The sequence below is a fragment of the Coprococcus sp. TM115-187 genome (genome assembly GCF_027679115.1).
In the GTDB taxonomy this organism is placed as follows: Bacteria; Bacillota; Clostridia; order Lachnospirales; family Lachnospiraceae; genus Allocoprococcus; species Allocoprococcus comes.
Genome location: NZ_JAQEKS010000021.1, coordinates 17,355 through 40,366, shown reverse-complemented (window position 1 = coordinate 40,366; position 23,012 = coordinate 17,355). Strand labels below are relative to the sequence as shown.

Below are 23,012 nucleotides of genomic sequence, written 5' to 3'. Positions count from 1 at the left end.
AAATGAAGAAAATATTGCTTAATTCAGATTGGTACTTTAAATATAAAACAATTGGGAATAAGGCGGCAGACATACCTGGGCAAATGATCACTCTTCCGCATGATGCGATGATAGGACTGGACTGTTCAGAAGATGGCGATAGAAAAAAAGGATTTTATCCAAATGTACATCTTCTATATTCAAAAGAGATTTATATACAGTCAGAGTGGAAAGGAGAGTATATCGCTCTTCAGTTCGATGGAATATATAAGAATTCCAGAGTATATGTCAACGGAGTTTATGCCGGGGGGAACAGGTGCGGTTATGACCGTTTTATAATAGAAGTTCATGCATTACTGAAATATGGAGAGACAAATCTGATCACGGTGGAAGCGGACTCATCATGTGATTCCCGTTGGTATACAGGAGCAGGAATATACAGGAACGTTTATCTACTCAGGGGAGGAAAGATTCATTTCTGCCCGGGAAAAGTAAGGTTTAGCACCATATCTGCCAATGAGGAAGAAGCGGTTCTTGAGACAGAGCTATATATTTGTAATGAAGATATGCTCACTCATGAGGTGGAAGCCATGGTGGAACTGCGAGACGGAAATGGAAACATCGCGGCTGTCAGCAAAAGAGCAGTTACATTAAAAGATAGAGAGACGACCCGTGTATCGTGGAGGATTTATGTTGATGATCCGAAATTATGGAGTCCGGATGATCCTCATATTTACAGATGTACGGTAAAGCTGTTGAAAGAAGAAACGATAGAAGAGGTGCAGACAGAAACCGGGATCCGTATGATTTCCCTCAGCAGAAAAAAAGGATTTTGTGTCAATGGAAAGACCGTGTGTATGTATGGAGGGTGTATCCACCATGATAATGGAATCCTGGGAAGCGCTGTGTATAAAGAAGCGGAATACAGAAAAATCCGAATGCTTAAAGAAGCCGGATATAACGCAGTCCGCTGCTCTCATAATCCAATGAGTGAGGAACTCATGTCAGCATGTGACAGATACGGCATGCTGGTGATGGCGGAACTTACAGATATGTGGAACTACAGAAAATCGGAAAATGATTTCAGTGAGAATTTTGAGACAGACTGGAAGCAGTCCGCAGAAGCACTGGTAAATCTGTGTTTTAATCATCCGAGTGTTGTTATGTATTCCATCGGAAATGAGATACGTGAACTGGGTCGTCTGGATGGGAAAGTTATTTGCAGAGAGCTTGCTAATGCATTTCGTCTGCTTGACTCCACACGCTTTATTACAGCAGGTATTAATTCCATGTTGACAGTAAAACCAGGTCCGTCAGCTATACCGGAGAAGAAAAAAGAAGTTGATATCAATACGGTGATCTTTGATTTTATGGATAAGATAAATGAAATGCAGTGTGCGGAACCGGTGATAGAATCAACGAAAGAAACAAGTGGTATCCTTGATATTGTCGGTTATAATTATGCGGAGGATAAACAGTTACTGGATATGGAGAACTTTACGGATTGGATCTGCGTGGGCAGCGAGACATTTCCAAAAGATATTGCTAAAAACTGGGAACTTGTAAAAAAATACCCTGCTATTCTGGGAGATTTCTCCTGGACCTCCTGGGATTATCTTGGAGAACCGGGAATTGGGCGGAACCGGGGAACCGTTAATCGAAGCGGGGATATTTATGAAGTTTTCCCCTATAAAACAGCAAATTGCGGAGATTTTGATATAACCGGATATCGCCGTCCCCAGAGTTATTATCGTGAATGTATGATCGGACACAGGACAGATCCTTATCTTGCTGTGTATAATATGAAATGTGAGGCAGAAAAAGCTATAAAAACCCCTTGGTCCTGGCCAGATGTAGTCTCAAGTTGGAGCTGGAGAGGTCATGAAGGAGAACCGGTTCGTGTAGAAGTGTATGGGGTCGGTGAAGAAGCAGAATTGATCATAAATGGCAAGAGTGTAGGACGAAAGCCTGTAAGAAAGGTAACAGAAGGTAAAGATCTTGCAGGAGTTACTGTGTTTGAAACAATCTATCAACCTGGATATATTGAAGCAATCCTATATGCAGAAGGTAAAGAATTCGGGAAATATCGTGTCGAAACAGCTTCAGATGAATTGGAGCTCCGTATCTGTGAAGAAAATGGAGAGTGGGGAGACATCAGGTTCTTTGAAGTGTGCCTTACAGATAGAAACGGTGTATTAAAGACTGACTGTGACAGAAAGATCACAGTGAGTGTGGAGGGAGAAGGAGTCCTTCAAGGATTTGGAAGTGCACTTATGACCAGTACGGAAAATTTCACACAAGGTGAATATACCACATTTTACGGAAGGGCGCAGCTGGCAGTGCGGCCTGTCGGAAGAGGAAAGATAATAGTGAAGGCCGAAACAGATGGAACGGAAACTCTGAAAAAAACATTCTGAGCGGTAGATTTATCTGGGAGCATTAATAAACATATGAGTTTGAATTTTCCGAAAGGGCTCAAAGAATTTTTCAATATCAGAATAAAGAAACAATAAATGATAAGGGACAAGATCAGCATCTTGTCTCTTTTATTTGTTAGGGCAAGGCCCTGTTTTGCATTGTGAAGTTTTTCGTTGATCCGAAAAACGAAACTTTGAAAAACAAATAAACCACCTGCTGTTGATATGATACCTCTAAAGTAGACAGATTAAATATAAAAATCTGTTACTTTGGGGGTATTTCTCATGTCCAGAAAAGCAAAGTTTACACCAGAAGAAAAAGAACAGGCTGTTATAGATTATCTTGAAGGAAATAAATCCAGAACACAGATATGTGGAGAACTATGTATATCTTCAAGAACTATTCAGGACTGGGTCTTGATTTATAACAAACATGGACTTGCCGGTTTTTCAAGAAAAATACGAAATGGTTCTTATTCAAAAGAATTTAAAATGAAAGTGGTTGAGGAATATATAAGAGGTGACGGCTCTTCCATTGATTTAGGAATAAAATATGATATCCCTTCCGGTCTTTTAAGAAACTGGATCAGGATGTATAATGCCAATAGAGCGCTTAAGGATTACAATCCGAAACAGGAGGTCTATATGGCAGAACGGATGATATGGAAAAAGAGTATCATCAGAAATGGTTTCATGTTAAGGTTTTACTTCCTATGATTCCTGTTTTTGCGGTAGGCGGAATTATTATATCATTTTTGATGGTGTGGTCCTGGTGATTAATTAAGGAATATTAAGTGGTATGCAAATTCCAGTGATGATGTTGAAAAATCGGCGTTTGGCTGGTAAATCGGGCGTTGCATGAATACAAGAATACACCCCATAGTGTATTTATATTGCTACAGGGTGTATTCACAAACAGGTTTGCTTATAAATGAGGGAGATTTTTTCTGTAGTGTAGCAGTTCAGTTTCATCGGCTTCCGAAATAATTCTATCGAGTGTCTTCAGTAATTTTTCTTTGTCCTCCGGCAAAAGTCCCTGAAGTTGAAAGGCGTTGGAAGCTCCCATGGCGGCAAAATAGGTTGAAATATTCAAATTCTCCACAAGGACACGGAGTTCCCGATATTTTTCAATTTCATCTTCTGCTTCCCAGTTTCCGTTTTGTATTTCCTGATACAGTTCTGATTCCGGGTAGATTGTCAGCATATTCGGCCCGATCAGAAAAGGATGTAGCTGATTGAAAATTTCTGCTGAGGCTATCGCACCGGTTTCTCCATTTCCTTTACCAGAAATGCTGGTCAGATAGAAGAAGCCGTACTCAATGCCCGCCTGCTCCAACCTTTTGCATTGGGTTAGAATATCTTGCGAAGTATAACCTTTTCGCATGAAGGACAACGCCGCATCATCTCCGGTTTCTACTCCAATCGTCAGTCTGTTATATCCTACCTGCCGGAGTTGCAGCAATTCTTCATCCGTCTTATTCTTTGAATCTGTAATACGGGCAAAACAGCCGATTGATTCGACAGATGGCAGATACTTTCGGATGAGTGCTGCAATTTCAAGGAGTTTGTCTGTTTTGAGAACGAATGGGTTTGCCCCAGTTAGGAAAACTCTTTGTATCGGCTTTGGACGTGGCAATCCATGTAGTTTGTTTGTTATTATGGAAGCAGGATTATTGCGTAAGACCTGTACCTCCAATAAGTCGCTTTCGATATCCTTTATGGGTGTCATCCTGAATTTGAAGGGCAGGTCACTGTACAGCGTGCAAAATTTGCACTTGTGATGTGTGCACTTCTAAAAGCAGTGAATCTGCCTCGTAGGGTGGACGCCAGATGGTTCCTGTATAGTGCATGGTAAATACCTCCTGTTGCAATGATTATGTGCAGGTAACGGGCAAACCTACACATGACTTTCCCGTTAACAACATTATAGAAAAGCACAGCGAAAATAAAAGTACGGTACTTTTTTATAGTACCTTTTTTTGGGCGTGAAATTGGATATAATGACAGAGAAGGAGATGAAAAGAATGAGAAAATCTGAATCCGCAATCAATCGGTGCAAAACAATTTCCACCGTGCAGAAATTACTGGGAGGAAAATATAAAATTGAAATTCTTTGGTATATCGGAAAATGTGATGTCCGGAGGTTTGGTCAGCTTCGCCGCCAGATCGGAGAAATAACGGAAAGTTCCCTTACAAAGCAACTCCGAGAATTAGAGGCAGACGGTTTTATCCTTCGCCACGATTTTTGTGAGGTTCCTCCACGTGTGGAGTATTCATTGACAGAACTGGGAGAAAGTTTTTTATCTGTTCTTGACTATATGAAGGATTGGGGAGATGCGAATCTGTCTGTGTAAAAAGCGGATACTAAAAATTCAAAATTTTCTATTTTATCAAAAACAAATTGAGGTAATTTTTAAATTCCCTTATAATTTAACAAATCTTCTCTAAATTGTTCCCAATTAAACTTTCCTTTTGATTTTACCTTTTTAATTGCCTTAATTAACATTTGTTTAATTAACTCAATTTTTTCTTTACTATCCGCATTATAATAGCTTTCAAAATCCATTCTAATATCAATTATTGCACAAGTCCCTAAAGATATAATTTGAACTTTTTCTTTCCATAATCCTTGATTATATATTTCTTTTGGAGCAACAATAGGTGTTATTCCAATTATAGTTAAAGTTTCACTGTATTCTTTTGTTTTAAAGAAATTATGCAGATTCTGACAATAGCTATATACCTCATCATCTACACCATAATAATTTGTAAAATATGCAGGAGAATTTATATTCAATTCCATTATGAGTCCTCTTTCTCTATTTTCTGCTCTAAATACCTGTTAAAAATATTTGTTAAAAACGGACTATTTTCAGGCTTTGCTCCAAAAGTTTCGTAAGCCCAGATAATTTCCCTTTCTACTTGTCCATACTCTGATTTTGCCATTACATCGTAATTAAAGTTTACCTTAAAATCTCCTGTGTTGTGAACCGAAAGACACATTTGTTCCCAAATTTTAAGATTATTTTGAACAAAACAATCATATATTCTAAGTAAAACAGAATCCATTTCATTACTACATTGGTCATTAAATGAAGATAAATCAAAACATTTTATATATTTTTCTTCATAAATCCCTTTTACAAAAAATACGGACGACCAGCTATTTTTATTTGATTCTACTTCTCCCAGATAATGAAATACTTCCCATTCCATAGGAAGTGTAGATATAATAGTATTTGCTAATTCACTGTATAAATTATCTAACGTAAGCTCAATCCTATCGTCTGTCTTTGGTTCTTCTATTTTCTTTATTTCTTCGGGTGTAGATTTAAGATTCTTTTTCTTAAATTTATCAAAAAGTCCCATTATAAATTCCTCCGATTTTGTGTAGTAAGATTAGATTAAAAATTTTCTATCGCATTTTCCAGATTATCTCTAAAAAAATCATAGAAGTTATCAAAACGATATATTACACCGTCATTATCATATTGACTCCATGAAGTAATCTTCCCATTAGAAGTATCCAAGCAATGATAAAATTCATCACAATCTTCAATAACCAAGAAGTTTTCCGGCAACCCATTTTCTCTCTGATTAAGAGTTTCTTCAACAAATTGTGCTTTTCCGTTTTTAGTGTAGCCAATGAAATCAAACCAATAGCCACCACTACCAAATTCTTTTAAAAACCATACAAAAGGTGCAGGAATTTTTACTCCTAATTGTTGCTCTGCTTGAACTATTTCCTTATCGGTAGCTCTTTTTCCCAAAAAGGCATTATCAAATATAGCATGATTTTGTTGGACTATATTTTCAAGTTCTCTTTGTTCGTCTGTTTTTATTTGCTGTACGTCCTCTTTTTTCTTGAATTTATCAAACAATCCCATAATTATGACTACCTCCATAACAGCATGTTTGTATCTCTCTTAATTCATACTATATCACAACAAAATGCAGAATAGTATAGAGAAAACAACAAATTACCATACTATTCTGCTGTAATATTTATTCTACAATCTTCCAGTTATCGTCCTTATGAAGCACAAGGTCATACTGTGAGATTTGCGTCATTTTCGACTTGTTATCCAGATATTTTACGGACACGCTAACTTTGAGATTATCGCCATCTTTGGTAAAGACAGGATTTACCAGTTCTGAAAATACATAATCGCCAGATACAGGAGCAAGCACGCCGTCTTTGACATAATCGCTCATAAGTATCTCTATGATGCCAGATTTGCAGATAGAAAGTATCGAGAATTACTAACTGATTCCCGTGCTAGAATCAACATGTCCAAGAAACAATTACACCAAAAAGATCGGATTATTACTCCTCTTATTGAACAGGGGCAGAGAATATACTTTTAGATAGCATTGATTATACAGACAGAAATGGGGAAAAGCGAGTAATTATACACTGTGTTTGAACAGCTCTCAGCTTGGATATGACCGATGTGAAGCAATAATTATAGAGTGTGCAAAATAAAAATTTGCTTACATTTTTGAAAAAAATAAAGTATATATAGTGGCTCAGTTGTCAAGACAAAAATCTAAGATTTTTATAATGAACTGATATGGTGGATAAGTTACAGTATTACAATGTTGATGATTTGAAAAATAGATTCGTAGTTACAGATAGAATTATAAATCAGTTTTGAGTCATTTGGAAATTGCTCCGAGAAATTGGTATCTGACAACTATGTTATATCACAACAGTTCACAGTATCAACCCAGTATAAATTGAAAAGAAAATTAGTTGCAGAACGTGCATGCAGTAGAAAACAAACTGAATAGGTATTCTGATTTGCCCTTTAAGAAGTGAATATCGAAAGAACAGATTATATATCAATAATTTAAGTCTTAATAATTAATATGCTGATTTTTTTAGTCATACTGCACAAATCATAATAAAAATTATTGTTAAATATGTGTATGATGTATATGTAGACATTTTTCTGCCCATATGTTAATCTTAGAGTATGAAATGAATACGTATTCAAAAAGAGAAAGGAGTTCATAATGATGAGTTTTAAAAAAGAAAAGGATTTAGTAAGAAAGTATTTTTCTGATATGGAAAATGCTTCGCCAGAAGAATTGAAAAATGTCATGAGAAAATATATGCCACAGGATTATAATTTTAAAGGTGTATATCCGTTTCGTGAACAAGAAGGAGTTGATAATGCTGCAGAAGTATTTTTTATTCCGTTAAAAGAAGCACTATCATCTATGCAGAGAAGGCAGGATATCTTTATTGGAGGCAAGAATGAAATTGATGGTAGCACATGGATTATGAGCATGGGACATTTCATGGGGCTGTTTGATAAGGATTGGTTAGGAATTCCGCACACAAGAAAAATGATAAGTTTAAGATATGCAGAGTTTAATTGTGTAGAGAAAGGTAAAATTATTAAGACAGGCTTATTTGTTGATATTATTGGATTTATGCAACAGGCTGGTGTAAATCCAATGCCTCCGCAGACGGGAAATTATTTTGTTTATCCGGGACCGAGAAATCACAATGGATTATTATTTGAAGATGTAGCGGAGGAAGAGGGAATTAAGACTTTAGCCTTGGTGAATAAAATGGTCGATGATTTAGATGAGTTGAACAAAAGCGGAGCAATGGGATGCCCTCCTGAAGTATTGGAAAAATCTTGGGCTAAGAATATGATCTGGTATGGACCTGGAGGAATTGGAGCATCATATACAATTACCAGATACCAAGAGCAGCATCAATTACCGTTTAGGAATAACCTGAAAGATAAGACATTTAATGGACATGTATGTAGATTTGCAGAGGGAAATTTTGCTTGTTTCTTCGGATGGCCGAACCTTACAAACAGACCAATCGGTGGTTTCCTGGGTATGCCGGGTGGAGAGGTAAGAGCAGATATGCAGGTTGTCGACGTTTATTGCAGAGAGGGAGATAAACTTTCTGAGAACTGGGTTCTGATTGATATTCCTTACTGGTTAAAGCAGCAAGGACTGGATATTTTGGAGAGAACAAAAAATATTTATAATGCATAAAATGAATACGTATTCTAGCGGGAGAATGTAAAATGAAGGAAGAAAACAAAGTACAGGAAGTAAAAGCAATGGAAACAAAAGGAAAAGTGATGGAAGAATCAAATAAAATATTTTATGGAAAAGGCTCTGAGGTAGTAGCTGTAGGAACATTTGATTATAATGATTTTTCAAAACAAGAAAATCGATTACAGAAATTACCAGGATTTGATCCGCAATATAGAGATTTTGTAGATTATATTTTAAAAATCACGCATCAAATTTGGGAAGAAAAAGGCATTGGAGTTATCTATGACACTTATCATAATAATATTACAATGCATTTGGGATCTTCAAATCTAGTAGGTATCAAAGATGTAATTGCCAATACATTACAGACACTACATGCATTCCCAGACAGAAGATTGATTGGACAGAATGTTATTTGGTCGAATTATGGAAAAGAAGGATTTTTATCGTCTCATCGAGTTCTTTCGACAGCAACTAATCTTGGAGACAGTAATTTTGGGCCGGCAACAGGTAATAAGATCAATTTCCGAACAGTTATTGATTGTGCTGTGACAAATAATAGAATTCATGAGGAATGGCTTGTAAGAGATAACCTTTGGATTGTAACACAATTGGGAATAAATCCGGAGGAGTTAGCTCGAAATATGGCTAAGACGGCCAATCAGAAAATGAATTACTTACAGAATACATATGGTTTATGCGAATCTATGGAAGGACAGTTCATGCCAGAAAAGTATAATGCGAAGGATGATTCTGTAGGTGAGATGATGCTAGAAATGCTCAGTCATATTTACAATTATAAATATATAAATGAAGTAAAAAAATATTACTATGATAATGCTGTTGTACATTTTATTTGTGACAAGGATTTGAATGGATACGATGAGATTCAGGGAATGATCATCAGTTTATTATCATCAGTACCAAATGGAAGTTATGAGGTGGAGAGAGTAACCTGTACAGATAGACCTAATAATGACGGATATGACGTAGCGGTTAGATGGCGATTAAGGGGAATCAATGAAGGTATTGGTTTCTTTGGGCAGCCATCAGGAAAACACCTTGAAATAATGGGAATTAACCATTATCATGTAGTCAATAATAAGGTTCGTGAAGAGTGGATCACCTTTGACGGTTTAGATGTATTAAAACAAAAATATATGGGAATTAAGGAGGAAGAGTAAAAATGGAAAAGGATGATATTATCTTAGGAAAAGATGATTCCATGACAAAAAAAATGCTTGCTTTTTTGGCAATAGCTATTATTTACTTTTTCTATTGCTATAATTTTATGGTAGGTACATTTATCAAGCCAACGATGATTGGAGATATTAGTGCAGGCGGTTTTGGATTTACATTAAAACAGTCAGAAGAAATTTTTGCGGTAATGTCATTCGGAACAATACCCGGAACATTTTTGTTTGGTATGATTTCGACTAGAATTGGTAAGAAAAAGACATTAATTTCTATTGCACTTTTGATTGCATTGACTACATTTATTCCGATGCTTTCACCAACAAGTGTGATGCTGTGGAAATCCGCGAGATTCTGTACAGGTGTAGTATTAGGAGGAGTATTTGGATGTGCAATGCCGTTAGTTGCTGATATGTTTCCTGGAAAATATAGAGGGAAATTGGCTGCAACATTAACTGCATTATATTCTCTTGCTATGATGTTTGGAGGAAAAGTATATGGAGTATTAGGCGATGCCAATTGGAAAACATTGATGTATACAGTAATTATTCCACCGATTATTGGTGCTATATTAGCAGTTATTTTTGTGCCGGATGATTCCGAATATGCACAAAAGATGTTTGAGCAAGGAAAAGAAAGTGGAGAAAAGATTAATTATCTTAGTATGTATAAAGGGAAATACTTGTGGATTGGTCTTGGAACAATTATACTTTCGGGAGCAAACTTTACAGCATACTCAGCATTCTCAAATAATGCTACGACATATTTGGTAACAAGTATCGGCATGACAGCTGCAGTTGCAGGTTCTATTTTTAGTTTGCAGGGATTAGGCCAATTATTGGGATATTTTGTCTGGGGAATAATCGCAGATAAATTTGGAAGAAAAATACCATTCATTGGTATGGCAGCCAGTGCAGTATTTGTATTCGTTTATACAAAACTTGGTGTCGATAATGTAACATCATTCTATATGGTATCCGTCTTAATTGGATTTGCAGTCGGATATTCAGGAGCATGGGGTGCATATTATACAGAGTTATTCCCAAGCAAATATCGGGCATTATCGGCAGGCATGTCCTTTAATGGTGGAAGAATCATTTCTACCTTTGCAGTGCCGGCTATTGCAGGAGCAGCGTCAGGTAACATGGGAATGATGATTATTTTCTATATTGCAATGGCGGTATTCATTGCTGGATCGATTGTTTGGTTGGTGTTACCTGAAACACTGAATAAAGTTCAAGAATAGCTTGGAAAGGATAAGGTGAATTATGGGGTCAGCGATAGATATTGGAATTATTATTGGCTATTTTATATTGATGTTAATCATTGGATATTTTTCAGGAAAAGGGAATGCTAATCAAGAAGATTATTTTCTCGCCGGAAGATCGATGCCCTGGATTCCTGTTGCATTATCTATCGCGGCCACTATGATTAGTGCAAACGGATTCATTGGAGGACCAGGATGGGCATACAACTCAGGAATGTATCCGGTTATGGTTAATATAGCAGTCCCTTTAGCGGTATTATTTGCGTTAAGCGTAACAACTCCAGTTATTTACAGAATGGAAGTAACTTCGGTATATCAATATATGGAAAAGCGTTTGGGAAGATACTCCAGAATTCTGACAATTATGCAATTTTTTATCAATTCAATTATTCAAATTAGTTCTATGGTATACATACCGGTTTTGATATTGAAAATGATGACTGGATGGTCTGTAAAAATATTGGTTCCAGTTGTAGTTGTGATAGCTATAGTTTATACACTTATGGGAGGAATCAAAGCAGTTATTTGGACGGACAGTATTCAGATGATTGTAGTTGTTGGAGCAGTTTTTTTAGTAATCAACAATGCGTTAAACGGAATTGGTTTGGGATTTTTTGATACTTTGGCGATTGCACAAGAGGCCGGAAAACTAGATACACTTGATTTTAATACAAATCTTACACTTGAAAATACATTTTGGGCAACCTTGATAGGCGGAGCATTCATGTGGATACGTTATTTTTGCTTCGACCAGGCACAAGTACAGAGGGTTTTAACGTCTAAGTCTTTAAAGCAGGCAAAGAATTCTTTTGTTGTAAGTGCTATTGTTATGAATGTTGTGTACTATATCATGTTGTTAGTAGGTGTAATTCTGTTTGTATTTTACCAGGGAAGAACGTTTGAAACATCAAATGAAATCATGATTTCATTTATTCTAAATGAAATGCCTGTGGGCGCAATTGGACTAATCATTGCCGGAGTATTCGCGGCGGCAATGTCGAGCATAGATAGTTTGTTAAATAGTATGACGGCAGTATTCACAAAGGATATTTATGAACCTTTAATGCGCAAGAAAGAAGATGCATCTTTGAAGGTGTCCATGATTATTTCGGCCAGTATCGGAATTATTATGATTTTTGTTGTTCTGATAGGATTTAATGGAACAGTAAAATCTGTGTTGGATGTAGTTGGAAGTTATATATCTTATTTTGCAGGTCCAGCTACAGGTGCCTTTATTTTGGCAATGTTTACATATCGTGCAAGTGATAAAGGTGTGGCAAGTGGTTTTATTATAGGTCTGGTATCAGGATATATGATTGCGGTAAAATATCATTTGAATTGGTTGTGGAATCCGGCAGTTGGTGCTATAATAACTACCACGTTTGGATATTTTCTAAGTCTGGTTTTTAAAGAGAAAGATAATGATGATAAAAAGGATTATACAGTTTGGGGAATACGTAAGAAAATCCTACAGGAAAATAAAAGCAGTAAAGATGGTACAACATCCATCGCCCCATTTACATTTGGAATACATGAGCTGATTGTACTTTTGCTCTTTCTGGGACAATATGTATTTTTGGCAATGATACAGTATTAGAAAGAGGTTTTTATATGGCTGACACAAAAAATCTATTGAATAAATCGATAACTTCTAAAGATGTTGCAAAACAAGCGGGAGTTTCGCAATCTACCGTGTCAAGAGTATTTAATTCACCACAAGGATGTACAGTGAAACCGCTTGTAAAAGAGCGTGTTTTGTCTGTGGCAAAAGAATTGGGATATCGTCCTAATCTAGTGGCAAGAGGTATGATTAGTGGAAGAACGAACATAGTGGGTCTTGTTGTCGGGGATAGTTTGGGACCGTTTTATAATGCAATTATAAATAGTTTTGTAAAGAAATTACAAGATATCGGAAAACAATGCCTAGTATTTAAAGTGCCACGCCAAGATCAAATCGATCAGATTATAGAGAGAGTCATACAATTTCAAGTTGACGCGGTTGTGATTACTGCTTCTGCTATGACAAAGGTTATGGCTGAAACAATTATAGGTAACGATATCCCAGTAGTACTTTTTAATCGTTTTATTCCGGGAACAGATATTAATACCGTATATGTTGATCCTATATATGGTTCTGGTTTGGTTGCAGATTATTTGTACAAAAATGGACATAGAAATATCGGTTATATTCAGTTTACAAGAGAAACAAGCGAAGAAGTAGAGAAGAAAGTAGGTTTTTATTCTAAACTGAGACAGCATCAAATATATCAGATTCAAGAGGAAAAGTCAGAATATGATTATCAGGCAGGTTATGAAGCTGGAGTCAGAATGCTTCATAAAGACAATCCGCCAACAGCAATCTTTTGCACGAGTGATTTGATTGCTATGGGTGTCATGGATGCTGCCAGATTTAAGTTGGGAATAAAAATACCAGAAGAGCTTTCTGTTATAGGATATGATAATATTGATATGGCATCTTGGGAAGCATATAGTCTGACAACTGTACAACAACCTATACAAGATATGATTGAAGAGGTAGTACATATGGTGGATGTATTATTAAAAGATGGAAAATCAAAAAATCGTATTCAGATGATTGAACCAAGACTCATGATACGAAAATCTTCTGGAAAGAATAACTGAACCAATTATCGAACAGAAAACTATGAAGAAAAGTCTGTAAATAAGATCTTCTATGATAAGAATAGGTGAGAGGCTTGAATAAAATCAGCTTTTCGCCCTTGCTTTATATATAACCAGTTATAAAATTGCATGTAAACGCAAAATAGCAAGTACCTGTTCAAAATCATTCAATGTGAAGTTTTGGATGAAGCTACTGGTGAAAAAGAATACATCATGCTATGGAAACAAAAATAGAAATCGAGATTTGGTGGGAGATGTTATACAAATGAAAATGGTAGACTTATCAACTGGACCAGACTGGGTAGTATATGTTGGATTTATAATATTTGCTATACTTTCCATAGTTTTGATTTCTGGACATGGAAGTTGGTTAATTTCCGGATATAATACAGCTTCAAAAGAAGAAAAGGCAAAATATAATGAAAAAAAGCTATGCAGAACAATGGGAATTGGAATGTCTATTATAGCAATTCTTCTATTAATTATGGGAGTGTTTGAAAATATTTTACCGGCATTTTTTGTGTATATTGCATTGGGTATTATTTTAGCTGATGTTGTGATAATTATTGTCTTGGGAAATACAATATGTAGAAGGTGACAATTTTCGACTTGTGGACTTTAACAATTCGGGATTTATCGTTTGTTAAGGAGGAATAGTAAATGGTTGGAAGAATATATCATGTAGGATTGACGGTTTCAGATTTAGACAAATCAATTGCATTTTATAGAGATATACTTGGACTTAAATATCAAGGAGAAATCATGATGGTTGGCGAAGAGACAGATAAAATGTTTCAAAAGAAAAATTGTAAGGCAAGGGTTGCTTATTTGAATGGTTCTGAGAATATTGAAACACCACCTGTTGAATTGATCCAGTTTGTAGACAGCAAAATCCACAAAGAACAATCAGACTTGTTTACGACATCTATCTCGGAAGTATGCTTTTATACGGATGACATTGATTCTGTCTACAAAGCCCTTATCGAAAATCATGTGGAGTGCCTGTCTGAACCACAGTATTTTGATTTTAGTTCACAAGGATTTGGTAAAAGCAAAGCATTTTACTTTAAGGATCCTGATGGAATTATACTTGAAATGATGCAACCTTTGTAAAACAATATACAACTTCAAGTTGAACAAAATCGCTGCGCGATGGCCTGCCAAGGCTGTGGCGCAGCTTTCTTTTTTCTCAATAATAAAATAGGCAATGGCAATTCTTACCAGTATTTGATATTGTAAAGTTACCACACAAAACAATTCAATACAGAAAGACACCACTGCCTATGAAAAGAATACCATTTGACCGCTTTTCTGACAAGCGGTTTTATTATGCTAATGCGCCTCCATGTAAGCAGGGTTTTCATTAACTACTGATTTCACATGGAGGATTTTATTATGTACGAAGAAATTTTTAATCAGATTCGATCTGCTGCAAATAAACGGAATCTCAAGGATTCCACGATTCATGCATCCATGACAGATACGACAGTTACATATGTAGTAAAAGACTATAAAAACGAAGGCTGCTGGAAAGAGAAAACAATTTCAGGAGAAGAATTCATCCGTCGATTCATGATGCATGTTCCTCCCAAACGATTTGTCAGAATCCGGCACTATGGTCTGCTATCATGTAGAAACAAGAGAAAAAAGATAACTCACTGCAGAAACCTGCTAGGATGTAAGAAATACATTTCTACATTAAAAAATCTAAATGCAGTAGAAATGATAAGGGTTTTATATCACATCGATGTATGCAAATGTTCTTCTTGCGGAGGGAATATGGTATCACCCCGCAAAGATAAATACAGTTCTTCTTTTCGTGCACATATGAGATGTTAAAATCTACAATTGCATAGAATAAATGACTTCCGCATAGGAGGTTTGTTTGTCATGCCTGAAATTGATTTCTTGAATAAAAAAACTTTTACCAAAACATCCGGTATGATAAACTTAAGGAAAAGAGCAACGATTGAATCCCCATAGCTATCGGCTAAAGGGACGCGACTTTGCTCACCAAGGAAAAATCGAAATTGATGTAAACGAAAGGGCAGTTTGATAAAACCGCAAGACTGCTTTTTCGTTTACACCAACTCCAATTGTTTCCTTAACAGTTTGTTGAATTAAAAATGAAATAAAGTTAAAGAACAGAGGATAAAGAAATGTCAGAAAAAGATGTTATACAGTTCAAGAGTTACAGGAAATCTTAGGAATCAGCAGGAAAATAATAATAATACTGTTGCTGATGAAGTCGATCCGGAACTTCTGGCAAAAGTATTGGCAAATCCAGAGATGCAGGCGTTGCTCAATTCGCTGGCAAAGACGATGAAGTAATAAATTCTATATCCAAATGAGTATATTTATTGTGCATATGGAGAATTTATCTCCATCAAATCTATTGAAATCTCCATCATTTAGCATTAAAATGATGGAGATAAATTCAAAATGAAGGAAATTTCAATGAAAAATTTTGATTATATTACAAATCCTGCGAAGTTGCTGACACCTGAAATTGTTCAGATGGTTGGCAGCATTCATGAGCATAAAGGTAAACAGGAATTATTTCTGGAAACAAACATAGATGAACTGAAAACACTTCTGGAAGTTGCTTTAATTCAAAGTACGGGAGCATCTAACCGAATTGAAGGTATATTTACAAGTGATAAACGTTTGGAAGAACTGGTAAGTCAGAAAGCAGAGCCACGTAATCGGTCTGAACAGGAAATTGCCGGCTACCGTGAAGTGCTGGCTACGATTCACGAAAGTTATGAATATATCACTCCAAGACCAGACATTATTTTACAGTTACATCGTGATTTATATTCTTATTCCCAAGGAAACATCGGTGGTACCTATAAGAATTCAGACAATGTAATTGCAGAAACCGATGCCGAGGGACACCAGAAAGCTCGTTTTATTCCAGTTCCAGCTTTTCAGGCTGCAGAAACAATAGACGAACTTTGCGCTCATTTTCTTGAAGCATGGGAAGCAAATCTCATTGATAAACTGATTTTAATTCCCATGTTCATTCTAGATTTTCTGTGTATTCATCCTTTCAATGATGGAAATGGTAGAATGAGCCGTCTGTTGACTTTATTGTTGTTCTATAAGGCTGGATATATCGTTGGAAAGTATGTCAGCATGGAAATGCTGATTGAAAAAACGAAAGAAACATATTATGAAGCTCTTCAAGTAAGTTCTGTCGGTTGGCATGAGGATGAAAACAGTTATGAGCCTTTTGTTAAGTATTATTTAGGTATTATGCTGAAAGCATACAATGAATTTGAAAACCGTGTAGAACATTTGAAGTATCATAATCTTTCCAAGCCGGATAGAATTAAGGCGGTGATTGATAATAAGGTCGGTAAGATAACGAAGAAGGAAATTATGGAACTATGCCCTGACATAAGTAAGGTTACCGTTGAAAGAACACTGACGGATTTAGTTAAAAGTGGGTATATCGCAAAGGTCGGTGCAGGTCCATCCACCGGTTATGTCCGTATTTGAAAAATTATTTTCAAATAAATTACTTGTTTTGCTTTTAATTTCGATAAGAAGCATGTTCTTCTTTTACGGCCTGTAATTCGTCAGGATGCGATGCTAAATGAATGATAGCATTTATAACAAAAACGGACGCTTACTTTATGGAACGATTCCAACCCAATTTCCAGAAGAAACTATCCTCATGTCGAATACACCGCGAATGATAACCGGATCAAATCGAAAATGGATGATATATGACAGCGTTTACACTTACGGTGATGATAAGGAAATGTTCGAGCGCTTGGAATTTTCGTTTGAGAAGGATTCATTATTCAATATGAAGGTTTGGATGAAGCTACTGGTGAAAAAGAAAGGCCCGTATCCGTTCTGGATATGAGCCTTGCAAGAATTGGAGAATTGTAATCCTTAGATTTTACAAGTAAAATCTCTCCAGTTTTGTTTTAAAAAATTGAATTAATGGACCATTGAAGCAGGCATTTATAATTGTACCAATCCCTACTACCGACCAGATTCCCTCCCCAGATGCAGTGGCAAATATGATTCCGATAATCACGACAACAACATCCGAAAGGATCCTTGCTTTATGGAATGGAATTTTCTGATGTGTCAGTTTTTCGATTATAATTGCGACACTGTCATATGGAGCGATTCCCATATCTGCGACCATATATAATGCCACTCCCATGGATGCCATCAGCTGAGCAATCAGCAGTGCAAGGATACGCAGTGGCAGATTCATCTGAATCTGCACTACATCATTTGCTACATAACAGATAAAATCTGCAATATATCCGACAAATACCATATTGATAATGGTTCCCGCACCAATGCAGGATCTTGCCTGAAAGAATACAACTACAAGAATGATCGCATTGACAAGCAACTGCCACGTTCCAAAGCTCCATCCGATAAATCCGCTGATTCCGAGATTCATTGCACTGAATGGATCCACGCCAAATTGTGAAAGTCGTAAGAAAGATACACATAATCCAATAAACAATATTCCCAGTACCATTCCGCCAGTTCTTTTTGTCTTCGTCATGACCTATCTTCCCTCCTGAACTTTTTTGCCTTTCAGCATATAGATTCTGGATTCAAAATCGGTACAAGGAGTCACATTTCCTGGCACTTCACCAGCTGTCACATCAGATGTGATCAATCCATAATTCATCAATTCATCTCCGTAATTTTCTGTATGATTCCATACATTTTCATAAACCATATCCGGGTCCAATCCCTGTAATCTAACACGGCTATACGGCTGATTCACTCCATTTAAAACACGATAGTAGCCTACGATTACAAGCGTTCGGTCTTCATTTGTCACCATCCATACCGTCTCATTTCCTTCAAATGGACTTTTCAGACGATAAAATGTTCCAAACTGTAACACTTCTCTGTATTCTTTCATAAATGCGATTTGTTCTTTTACTTCTTTGATCTCTTCTTCTGTCAATTTGTTGAGATCCAGTTCATATCCAAAAGTTCCAAAGTATGCTACATTCGCTCTTGTATGTAATGGAGTATTGCGAAATACCTGGTGATTCGGGACAACAGACACATGGCTTCCCATACTGCTGAGCGGATAACACATAGAAGTTCCGTACTGAATCTTCAGACGCTCAATTGCATCCGAATCATCGCTTGTCCATCCCTGCGGTGCATAATACAGCATTCCCGGATCAAATCTTCCGCCACCGCTGGCGCAGGATTCAAATAATACTTCTGGAAACTCATTTGTCAACCGCTCGTACAGATCATATACACCCAAAATATAACGATGGAACACTTCTCCCTGTCTGTCTGAAGGAAGTTTGTTACTATAGCATTCCGTAATGCTTCGGTTCATATCCCATTTAATATATGAGATTTTCGACTCCGATAATAACTTTGTCATCATACCATAAATATAATCTACTACTTCTTTTCTTGCGAAATCGAGTACATACTGGTATCTGCCGTGTGATGTATTTCTTCCAGGTGTCTGTAAAATCCAGTCTGGATGTGCTCGATAAAGATCAGAGTCTTTATTTACCATCTCCGGCTCAAACCAAAGGCCGAATTTTAATCCAAGTGCTTCAATTCTTTCTGACAGACCTTTGATGCCATTTGGCAGAAGCTCTTCATTTGCCACCCAGTCGCCAAGACCGGCTCTGTCATTTCTTCTCGCACCAAACCATCCGTCATCTAAGACAAACAGTTCTACTCCACATTCTTTTGCTTTCCCGGCAATCTCTACAAGGCGATCTTCTGTAAAGTCAAAATAAGTTGCTTCCCAGTTGTTATTTAAAATCGGTCTTGCCTTATCGCGCCAATACCCTCTTGCGAGTCTCTTTGCATACAGCTTCTGAAATGTCTGACTCATGCCATTTAATCCATTTTCACTGTAAACCAGAACTGCTTCCGGTGTCTGAAAGCTTTCTCCCGGTTCTAATTTCCAATCGAATCCTTCTGGATTGATCCCGGCTGTAATTCGTGTCACATTATGTGTATCTACCTCTGCCTGCATACGGAAATTTCCACTATATACAAGGCTTATTCCAATTGCTTCTCCTGCATTCTCATCTGTGTTGTGACGTTTTAAAGCAAGGAACGGATTATGTTCGTGAGAAGAATTTCCGCGCATGCTGTCGATAGCTGTTATGCCTTGCTCCAATGTTCGATTCTTAATATAGCGCTCTCTGGACCACGCACCGGACAACTGCATCCATTCATAATCCTTATCCGGAAGATCCAGGCTTAAGCTCATCATATTTAATACATGCAGATTTTTCTCACCAGCATTTTCAATATAAGCACTTCTTGCAATTGCACTATATTCATCAAAAATCGTATATAAAAGTGCCAGTTTTGCACCAGTCAGAGCATCTTTCAGAAAGATGCGCAATGTCTGTGCTTCCCCTTCGGACTCCGTATATGTTGCCGGCAATCCGGGAAGCTTTGGTTTTCCATCAATGATCTCATAACTGTCATATTGGAACTCACTAATCCTGCTGCCGTTTTCCTGCAACAATTCAATTGCCGGATGTCTGTAATCTGTCGTACCGTAAACCGGATATTCCTGTCGGATATGTTCCAATGAAAAAGTACGATCCCACTCATATATATACGATGTCATTGGGCGTTCACATTTCTCAACCAGATAAGAAAAATCTGCTTTATCATGAAGTCGTTTTCCAAAATATAATTGTCCCAGATGTCCATTTTCTAATACACATAAGATATAACTGATTTTTTCATTGTATAAATGGAAAGTTTTTGTTTCCTCGTGAAAAATAATCTGTCTCATATACTACCTCTTTTACAATTGAATTGTTGTCTCTTAAGCTGTCTGCTTTTTCGCATGCATTTCATTTACTTTTCTTGTGATTTCTTCCATCTTCTCACCTTTTAAAGTGTAGTATTTTTTGTAAATACCAAAGCTTGCACATGCAAGAATGATTGGAATCACAAGCATTAACACGCGAATACCCATTACGGTCGCTGCGCTCTGAGTTACCGCTTTTGCGTTGTATCCTACAATCTGAAGACCAATTCCTGTTAATCCACCTGCTACTGCCGTAGCTGCCTTCATAAGAAATGTCTGTGCAGAGCATGTTACGCTTTCATTTCGTACACCAAATTTTACTTCTCCATAGTCGATAACGTCTGCCATACAGCATGTTGTTACTCCAAGTGAAAGACCTGATCCGAAGAAAAGCAGTGCACAACATACAACAACTAATACATTACTCTGTGGTGCTACATATCCTGCTGCACCGAGCAGTACAAATCCAGCAATTGGAAGTCCACATACAAATGCGTATACCTTTTCACGGCTAATTTTTGCTGCGATTTTTGGGAAGCATAAAAGTCCTGCCATCTCAGCAATAATTGCAAATCCAAAGATAGAATACAGATATTCATCGTGGCATACACATTTGAAATAATACACAGCAAAGCTTTTTGCAATCTGTGTACAAAGGTTAAATGTCAAAAGTAATCCGATAAATGCAAGCAACTGATCATTTTTTACAATTACATGAAATGCCTGTTTCAGACTTGTCTTTTCTGCTGATATACCTACTGTTGATTCCTCTTTTACATTAAATACAGTAATTCCGATTGTAACGATGAAAATAACTGCGATAATAATTGCAAAAAGTGTATATCCTTTTTCTGCGTAGAGATTGCTCTCGCCTGCTGCTTTATTCAGGTAATTGATAATATAAAGCCCAAATGTTGCTACTGAAAATCCTGCAAGACTTGCGAAAAATCTTGGAATCACGGATACTTTCTCGCGTTCGTGCGGATCATTTGTCAAGTTCGGAAGCCATGACCAGTAAGGTACATCCATGATCGTATAAGTCATTCCATATAAGATATACATAACGGATACATATACGTACAATGCTGTTCCTGACAGGTTAAAACTGTGGAATAACAAAACAAATACAACTGAATTTACCAATGTTCCGATTACAAGCCAGATTCTGAATTTACCAAAACGTGTATGTGTATTGTCAACGATCATTCCCATCATCGGGTCATTGATCGCATCCCATATTCTTGCTACCAAAAACAGTACGCCGACAAATGCCGGTGCCAGATACAAAGTATCTGTAAAATAAAGCATTAAAAATGCTCCTACTAAATTGCAAATCGCATCTTTGCCGATTGCTCCAATTCCAAAACATAATTTTTCTCTTGTAGACGCATATTTATATTGCGGATTTTTCTGAGTATCTTTTTGATTTTCCATGATTCTCCTCCTCTAATACTCCTTTGTTTATTTGATATCTGAGTGAAGAAACCTGTGCACTTGTTCCTTATATCTGCTGATACTAGTATAGCGTACAAAAAAAGACATCCGTTATACCTTTTTGTTAAGCATTATATCTCAAATGTTAGGTATCGGATATCTTTTTCAACATTTCGTCTATTCTTTTTCGACTTCTCCTACATAAATTTTTTTATGTTCCTTGTATTCTTTCAGTTCGTTTTGTGCACTGATCAATTGTTCTCGGGCAGCCTTTCTGTTATCATTACGATATTGGGTCGGCGTCATTCCCATTTTCTGTTTAAATACTTTGCCGAAAGCAAGTGAATTGCGATAACCACAAGAAACTGCGATTTCCTCCACAGAGAGATCTGTAAGTGTGAGCTGCTCCTTTCCTCTGGAAATTCGAAATTTCGTCAAAAAATCCTTCGGCGAGATTCCAAGACTGTTCTTAAATATTGTATATAAATAACTTCGGTTAAGTGCCAGATAATCAGCTATATCTTCCACTGTGATTTTCTGTGAATAGTAATTCTTTATATAGGCAATTGCTTCCTGTACATGTATACTTTCTTTTGTATCATCCGCATATTGCTGAATTTCAATCCCGCGAGCCAGCACGGAGAAAAACTGATACAATTTTCCCTGGAGATAATAAAGATTTTCTGCAGTTGAACTCGTATGATGAAGCATTTCAAATACAATTTCTTTCAGTTCTTCCCCATATTCACACTCGCATGTAAGCTGACGACTGTTCAGTCCGAGATCTCTGACAAATCTCTGTGCCTCCGTACCACCAAATCCTACCCAAAGGTAAGACCATGGGTCCGTTTTATCTGCCTGATAAAAGGTAAGGCTTTCCGGTTCAATCAGAAAGGCCTGTCCTTCTTTCAGCGGATACTTCGTTTCACCAACCTGATAGATACCTTTGCCCTTCATTACATAATGCAAAATATAATTGGGTCTTGCGGCCGGTCCATAGCTATGTAATGGCTTACATTCTGCAAATCCGCAGAAACACAAATGAAAATCTTTAAACTTTGGTTTCAACAGTTGTAATACGTAAGAATCTTCCATAATCTGTATCCTCTCTTAATCCCTAAGATCACAAGCACTTTCCAGTCATGCTTACTTTTGCTGTTGCTCACTCAGCAATAGTTAGTTTAACCGTTTTCCTTATTCTATCGCAGTATCATGTTATTCTTCCATCAGTTTTCAA

Annotated in this window: 20 protein-coding genes and 5 pseudogenes; 16 read left to right on the top strand and 9 right to left on the bottom strand. The window is 36.9% G+C overall.

Going from position 1 to position 23,012, the window contains the following annotated elements:
- The first annotated feature begins 2 nt into the window (after nucleotides 1-2).
- Nucleotides 3-2,396 (top strand): glycoside hydrolase family 2 TIM barrel-domain containing protein, encoded by a 2,394-nt coding sequence (locus PGW42_RS12345; RefSeq protein ID WP_117559301.1) that lies wholly within the window; start codon nucleotides 3-5, stop codon nucleotides 2,394-2,396.
- A gap of 285 nt (nucleotides 2,397-2,681) precedes the next feature.
- Nucleotides 2,682-3,113 carry a helix-turn-helix domain-containing protein gene (locus PGW42_RS12340; protein WP_117559299.1) on the top strand — a complete coding sequence of 144 codons (432 nt, stop codon included), beginning with the start codon at nucleotides 2,682-2,684 and terminating at the stop codon, nucleotides 3,111-3,113.
- A 208-nt stretch (nucleotides 3,114-3,321) separates the two neighbouring features.
- On the opposite strand, the pseudogene PGW42_RS12335 reads toward PGW42_RS12340, so the two are convergent.
- Nucleotides 3,322-4,246 (bottom strand): annotated as a pseudogene (locus PGW42_RS12335) (radical SAM protein).
- Between the two features lie 174 nt (nucleotides 4,247-4,420).
- On the opposite strand from PGW42_RS12335, the gene PGW42_RS12330 reads away from it, so the two are divergent.
- Nucleotides 4,421-4,750 carry a winged helix-turn-helix transcriptional regulator gene (locus tag PGW42_RS12330; protein ID WP_117559297.1) on the top strand — a complete coding sequence of 110 codons (330 nt, stop codon included), beginning with the start codon at nucleotides 4,421-4,423 and terminating at the stop codon, nucleotides 4,748-4,750.
- A gap of 59 nt (nucleotides 4,751-4,809) precedes the next feature.
- On the opposite strand, the gene PGW42_RS12325 is transcribed toward PGW42_RS12330, so the two are convergent.
- From PGW42_RS12325 to PGW42_RS12310, 4 genes and pseudogenes are all read right to left on the bottom strand, one after another.
- On the bottom strand, nucleotides 4,810-5,199 hold the full coding sequence (locus PGW42_RS12325; RefSeq protein WP_005334921.1) for a hypothetical protein: 390 nt from the start codon (nucleotides 5,197-5,199) through the stop codon (nucleotides 4,810-4,812).
- Nucleotides 5,199-5,765 carry an immunity protein YezG family protein gene (locus PGW42_RS12320; RefSeq protein WP_119196260.1) on the bottom strand — a complete coding sequence of 189 codons (567 nt, stop codon included), beginning with the start codon at nucleotides 5,763-5,765 and terminating at the stop codon, nucleotides 5,199-5,201. Before PGW42_RS12320 ends, PGW42_RS12325 begins: the two co-directional genes overlap by 1 nt.
- Nucleotides 5,766-5,800: 35 nt before the next feature.
- On the bottom strand, nucleotides 5,801-6,283 hold the full coding sequence (locus tag PGW42_RS12315) for an SMI1/KNR4 family protein (protein WP_187306740.1): 483 nt from the start codon (nucleotides 6,281-6,283) through the stop codon (nucleotides 5,801-5,803).
- 118 nt (nucleotides 6,284-6,401) lie between these two features.
- A pseudogene (locus PGW42_RS12310) lies at nucleotides 6,402-6,602 on the bottom strand (conjugal transfer protein); the annotation flags it as partial.
- Between PGW42_RS12310 and PGW42_RS16280 the strand changes: the two are divergent.
- From PGW42_RS16280 to PGW42_RS12250, 13 genes and pseudogenes are all read left to right on the top strand, one after another.
- Nucleotides 6,603-6,758, top strand: a pseudogene (locus PGW42_RS16280) (IS30 family transposase); the annotation flags it as partial.
- 25 nt (nucleotides 6,759-6,783) lie between these two features.
- Nucleotides 6,784-6,882, top strand: a pseudogene (locus PGW42_RS16170) (cytidylate kinase-like family protein); the annotation flags it as partial.
- A gap of 533 nt (nucleotides 6,883-7,415) precedes the next feature.
- Nucleotides 7,416-8,423 (top strand): nuclear transport factor 2 family protein, encoded by a 1,008-nt coding sequence (locus tag PGW42_RS12300; RefSeq protein WP_270204029.1) that lies wholly within the window; start codon nucleotides 7,416-7,418, stop codon nucleotides 8,421-8,423.
- Nucleotides 8,424-8,455: 32 nt separating this feature from the next.
- Entirely contained in the window at nucleotides 8,456-9,613 is a 1,158-nt protein-coding gene (locus PGW42_RS12295; protein WP_330677049.1) for an ester cyclase, read from the top strand.
- A gap of 2 nt (nucleotides 9,614-9,615) precedes the next feature.
- The gene (locus PGW42_RS12290; protein ID WP_270204028.1) at nucleotides 9,616-10,869 is read left to right on the top strand and encodes an MFS transporter; all 1,254 of its coding nucleotides are present in this window, start codon (nucleotides 9,616-9,618) and stop codon (nucleotides 10,867-10,869) included.
- A 22-nt stretch (nucleotides 10,870-10,891) separates the two neighbouring features.
- A complete protein-coding gene (locus PGW42_RS12285) occupies nucleotides 10,892-12,487 on the top strand; it encodes a sodium:solute symporter family transporter (protein WP_270204027.1) in 1,596 nt (531 codons plus the stop codon).
- A gap of 14 nt (nucleotides 12,488-12,501) precedes the next feature.
- Nucleotides 12,502-13,533, top strand: a complete 1,032-nt coding sequence (locus PGW42_RS12280; protein ID WP_270204026.1) for a LacI family DNA-binding transcriptional regulator — start codon at nucleotides 12,502-12,504, stop codon at nucleotides 13,531-13,533.
- Nucleotides 13,534-13,798: 265 nt separating this feature from the next.
- Nucleotides 13,799-14,131, top strand: a complete 333-nt coding sequence (locus PGW42_RS12275; RefSeq protein ID WP_270204031.1) for a DUF3784 domain-containing protein — start codon at nucleotides 13,799-13,801, stop codon at nucleotides 14,129-14,131.
- Between the two features lie 62 nt (nucleotides 14,132-14,193).
- The gene (locus tag PGW42_RS12270) at nucleotides 14,194-14,646 is read left to right on the top strand and encodes a VOC family protein (RefSeq protein WP_270204025.1); all 453 of its coding nucleotides are present in this window, start codon (nucleotides 14,194-14,196) and stop codon (nucleotides 14,644-14,646) included.
- 360 nt (nucleotides 14,647-15,006) lie between these two features.
- Nucleotides 15,007-15,372 (top strand): annotated as a pseudogene (locus PGW42_RS12265) (transposase); the annotation flags it as partial.
- 333 nt (nucleotides 15,373-15,705) lie between these two features.
- Entirely contained in the window at nucleotides 15,706-15,864 is a 159-nt protein-coding gene (locus PGW42_RS12260; protein WP_270204001.1) for a hypothetical protein, read from the top strand.
- Nucleotides 15,865-15,975: 111 nt separating this feature from the next.
- Nucleotides 15,976-17,037, top strand: a complete 1,062-nt coding sequence (locus PGW42_RS12255) for a Fic family protein (protein ID WP_270204002.1) — start codon at nucleotides 15,976-15,978, stop codon at nucleotides 17,035-17,037.
- A gap of 97 nt (nucleotides 17,038-17,134) precedes the next feature.
- A complete protein-coding gene (locus tag PGW42_RS12250) occupies nucleotides 17,135-17,410 on the top strand; it encodes a hypothetical protein (RefSeq protein ID WP_270204003.1) in 276 nt (91 codons plus the stop codon).
- A gap of 36 nt (nucleotides 17,411-17,446) precedes the next feature.
- On the opposite strand, the gene PGW42_RS12245 is transcribed toward PGW42_RS12250, so the two are convergent.
- The 4 genes from PGW42_RS12245 to PGW42_RS12230 form a co-directional block, all read right to left on the bottom strand.
- Nucleotides 17,447-18,076, bottom strand: a complete 630-nt coding sequence (locus tag PGW42_RS12245) for a YczE/YyaS/YitT family protein (protein ID WP_270204004.1) — start codon at nucleotides 18,074-18,076, stop codon at nucleotides 17,447-17,449.
- Between the two features lie 3 nt (nucleotides 18,077-18,079).
- Entirely contained in the window at nucleotides 18,080-20,323 is a 2,244-nt protein-coding gene (locus PGW42_RS12240) for an alpha-galactosidase (RefSeq protein ID WP_270204005.1), read from the bottom strand.
- 33 nt (nucleotides 20,324-20,356) lie between these two features.
- Nucleotides 20,357-21,775 carry a melibiose:sodium transporter MelB gene (gene melB, locus PGW42_RS12235; RefSeq protein WP_270204006.1) on the bottom strand — a complete coding sequence of 473 codons (1,419 nt, stop codon included), beginning with the start codon at nucleotides 21,773-21,775 and terminating at the stop codon, nucleotides 20,357-20,359.
- Between the two features lie 177 nt (nucleotides 21,776-21,952).
- Nucleotides 21,953-22,870: an AraC family transcriptional regulator gene (locus PGW42_RS12230; protein ID WP_270204007.1), complete on the bottom strand. Its 918-nt coding sequence runs from the start codon at nucleotides 22,868-22,870 to the stop codon at nucleotides 21,953-21,955.
- Between the last annotated feature and the right edge of the window lie 142 nt (nucleotides 22,871-23,012).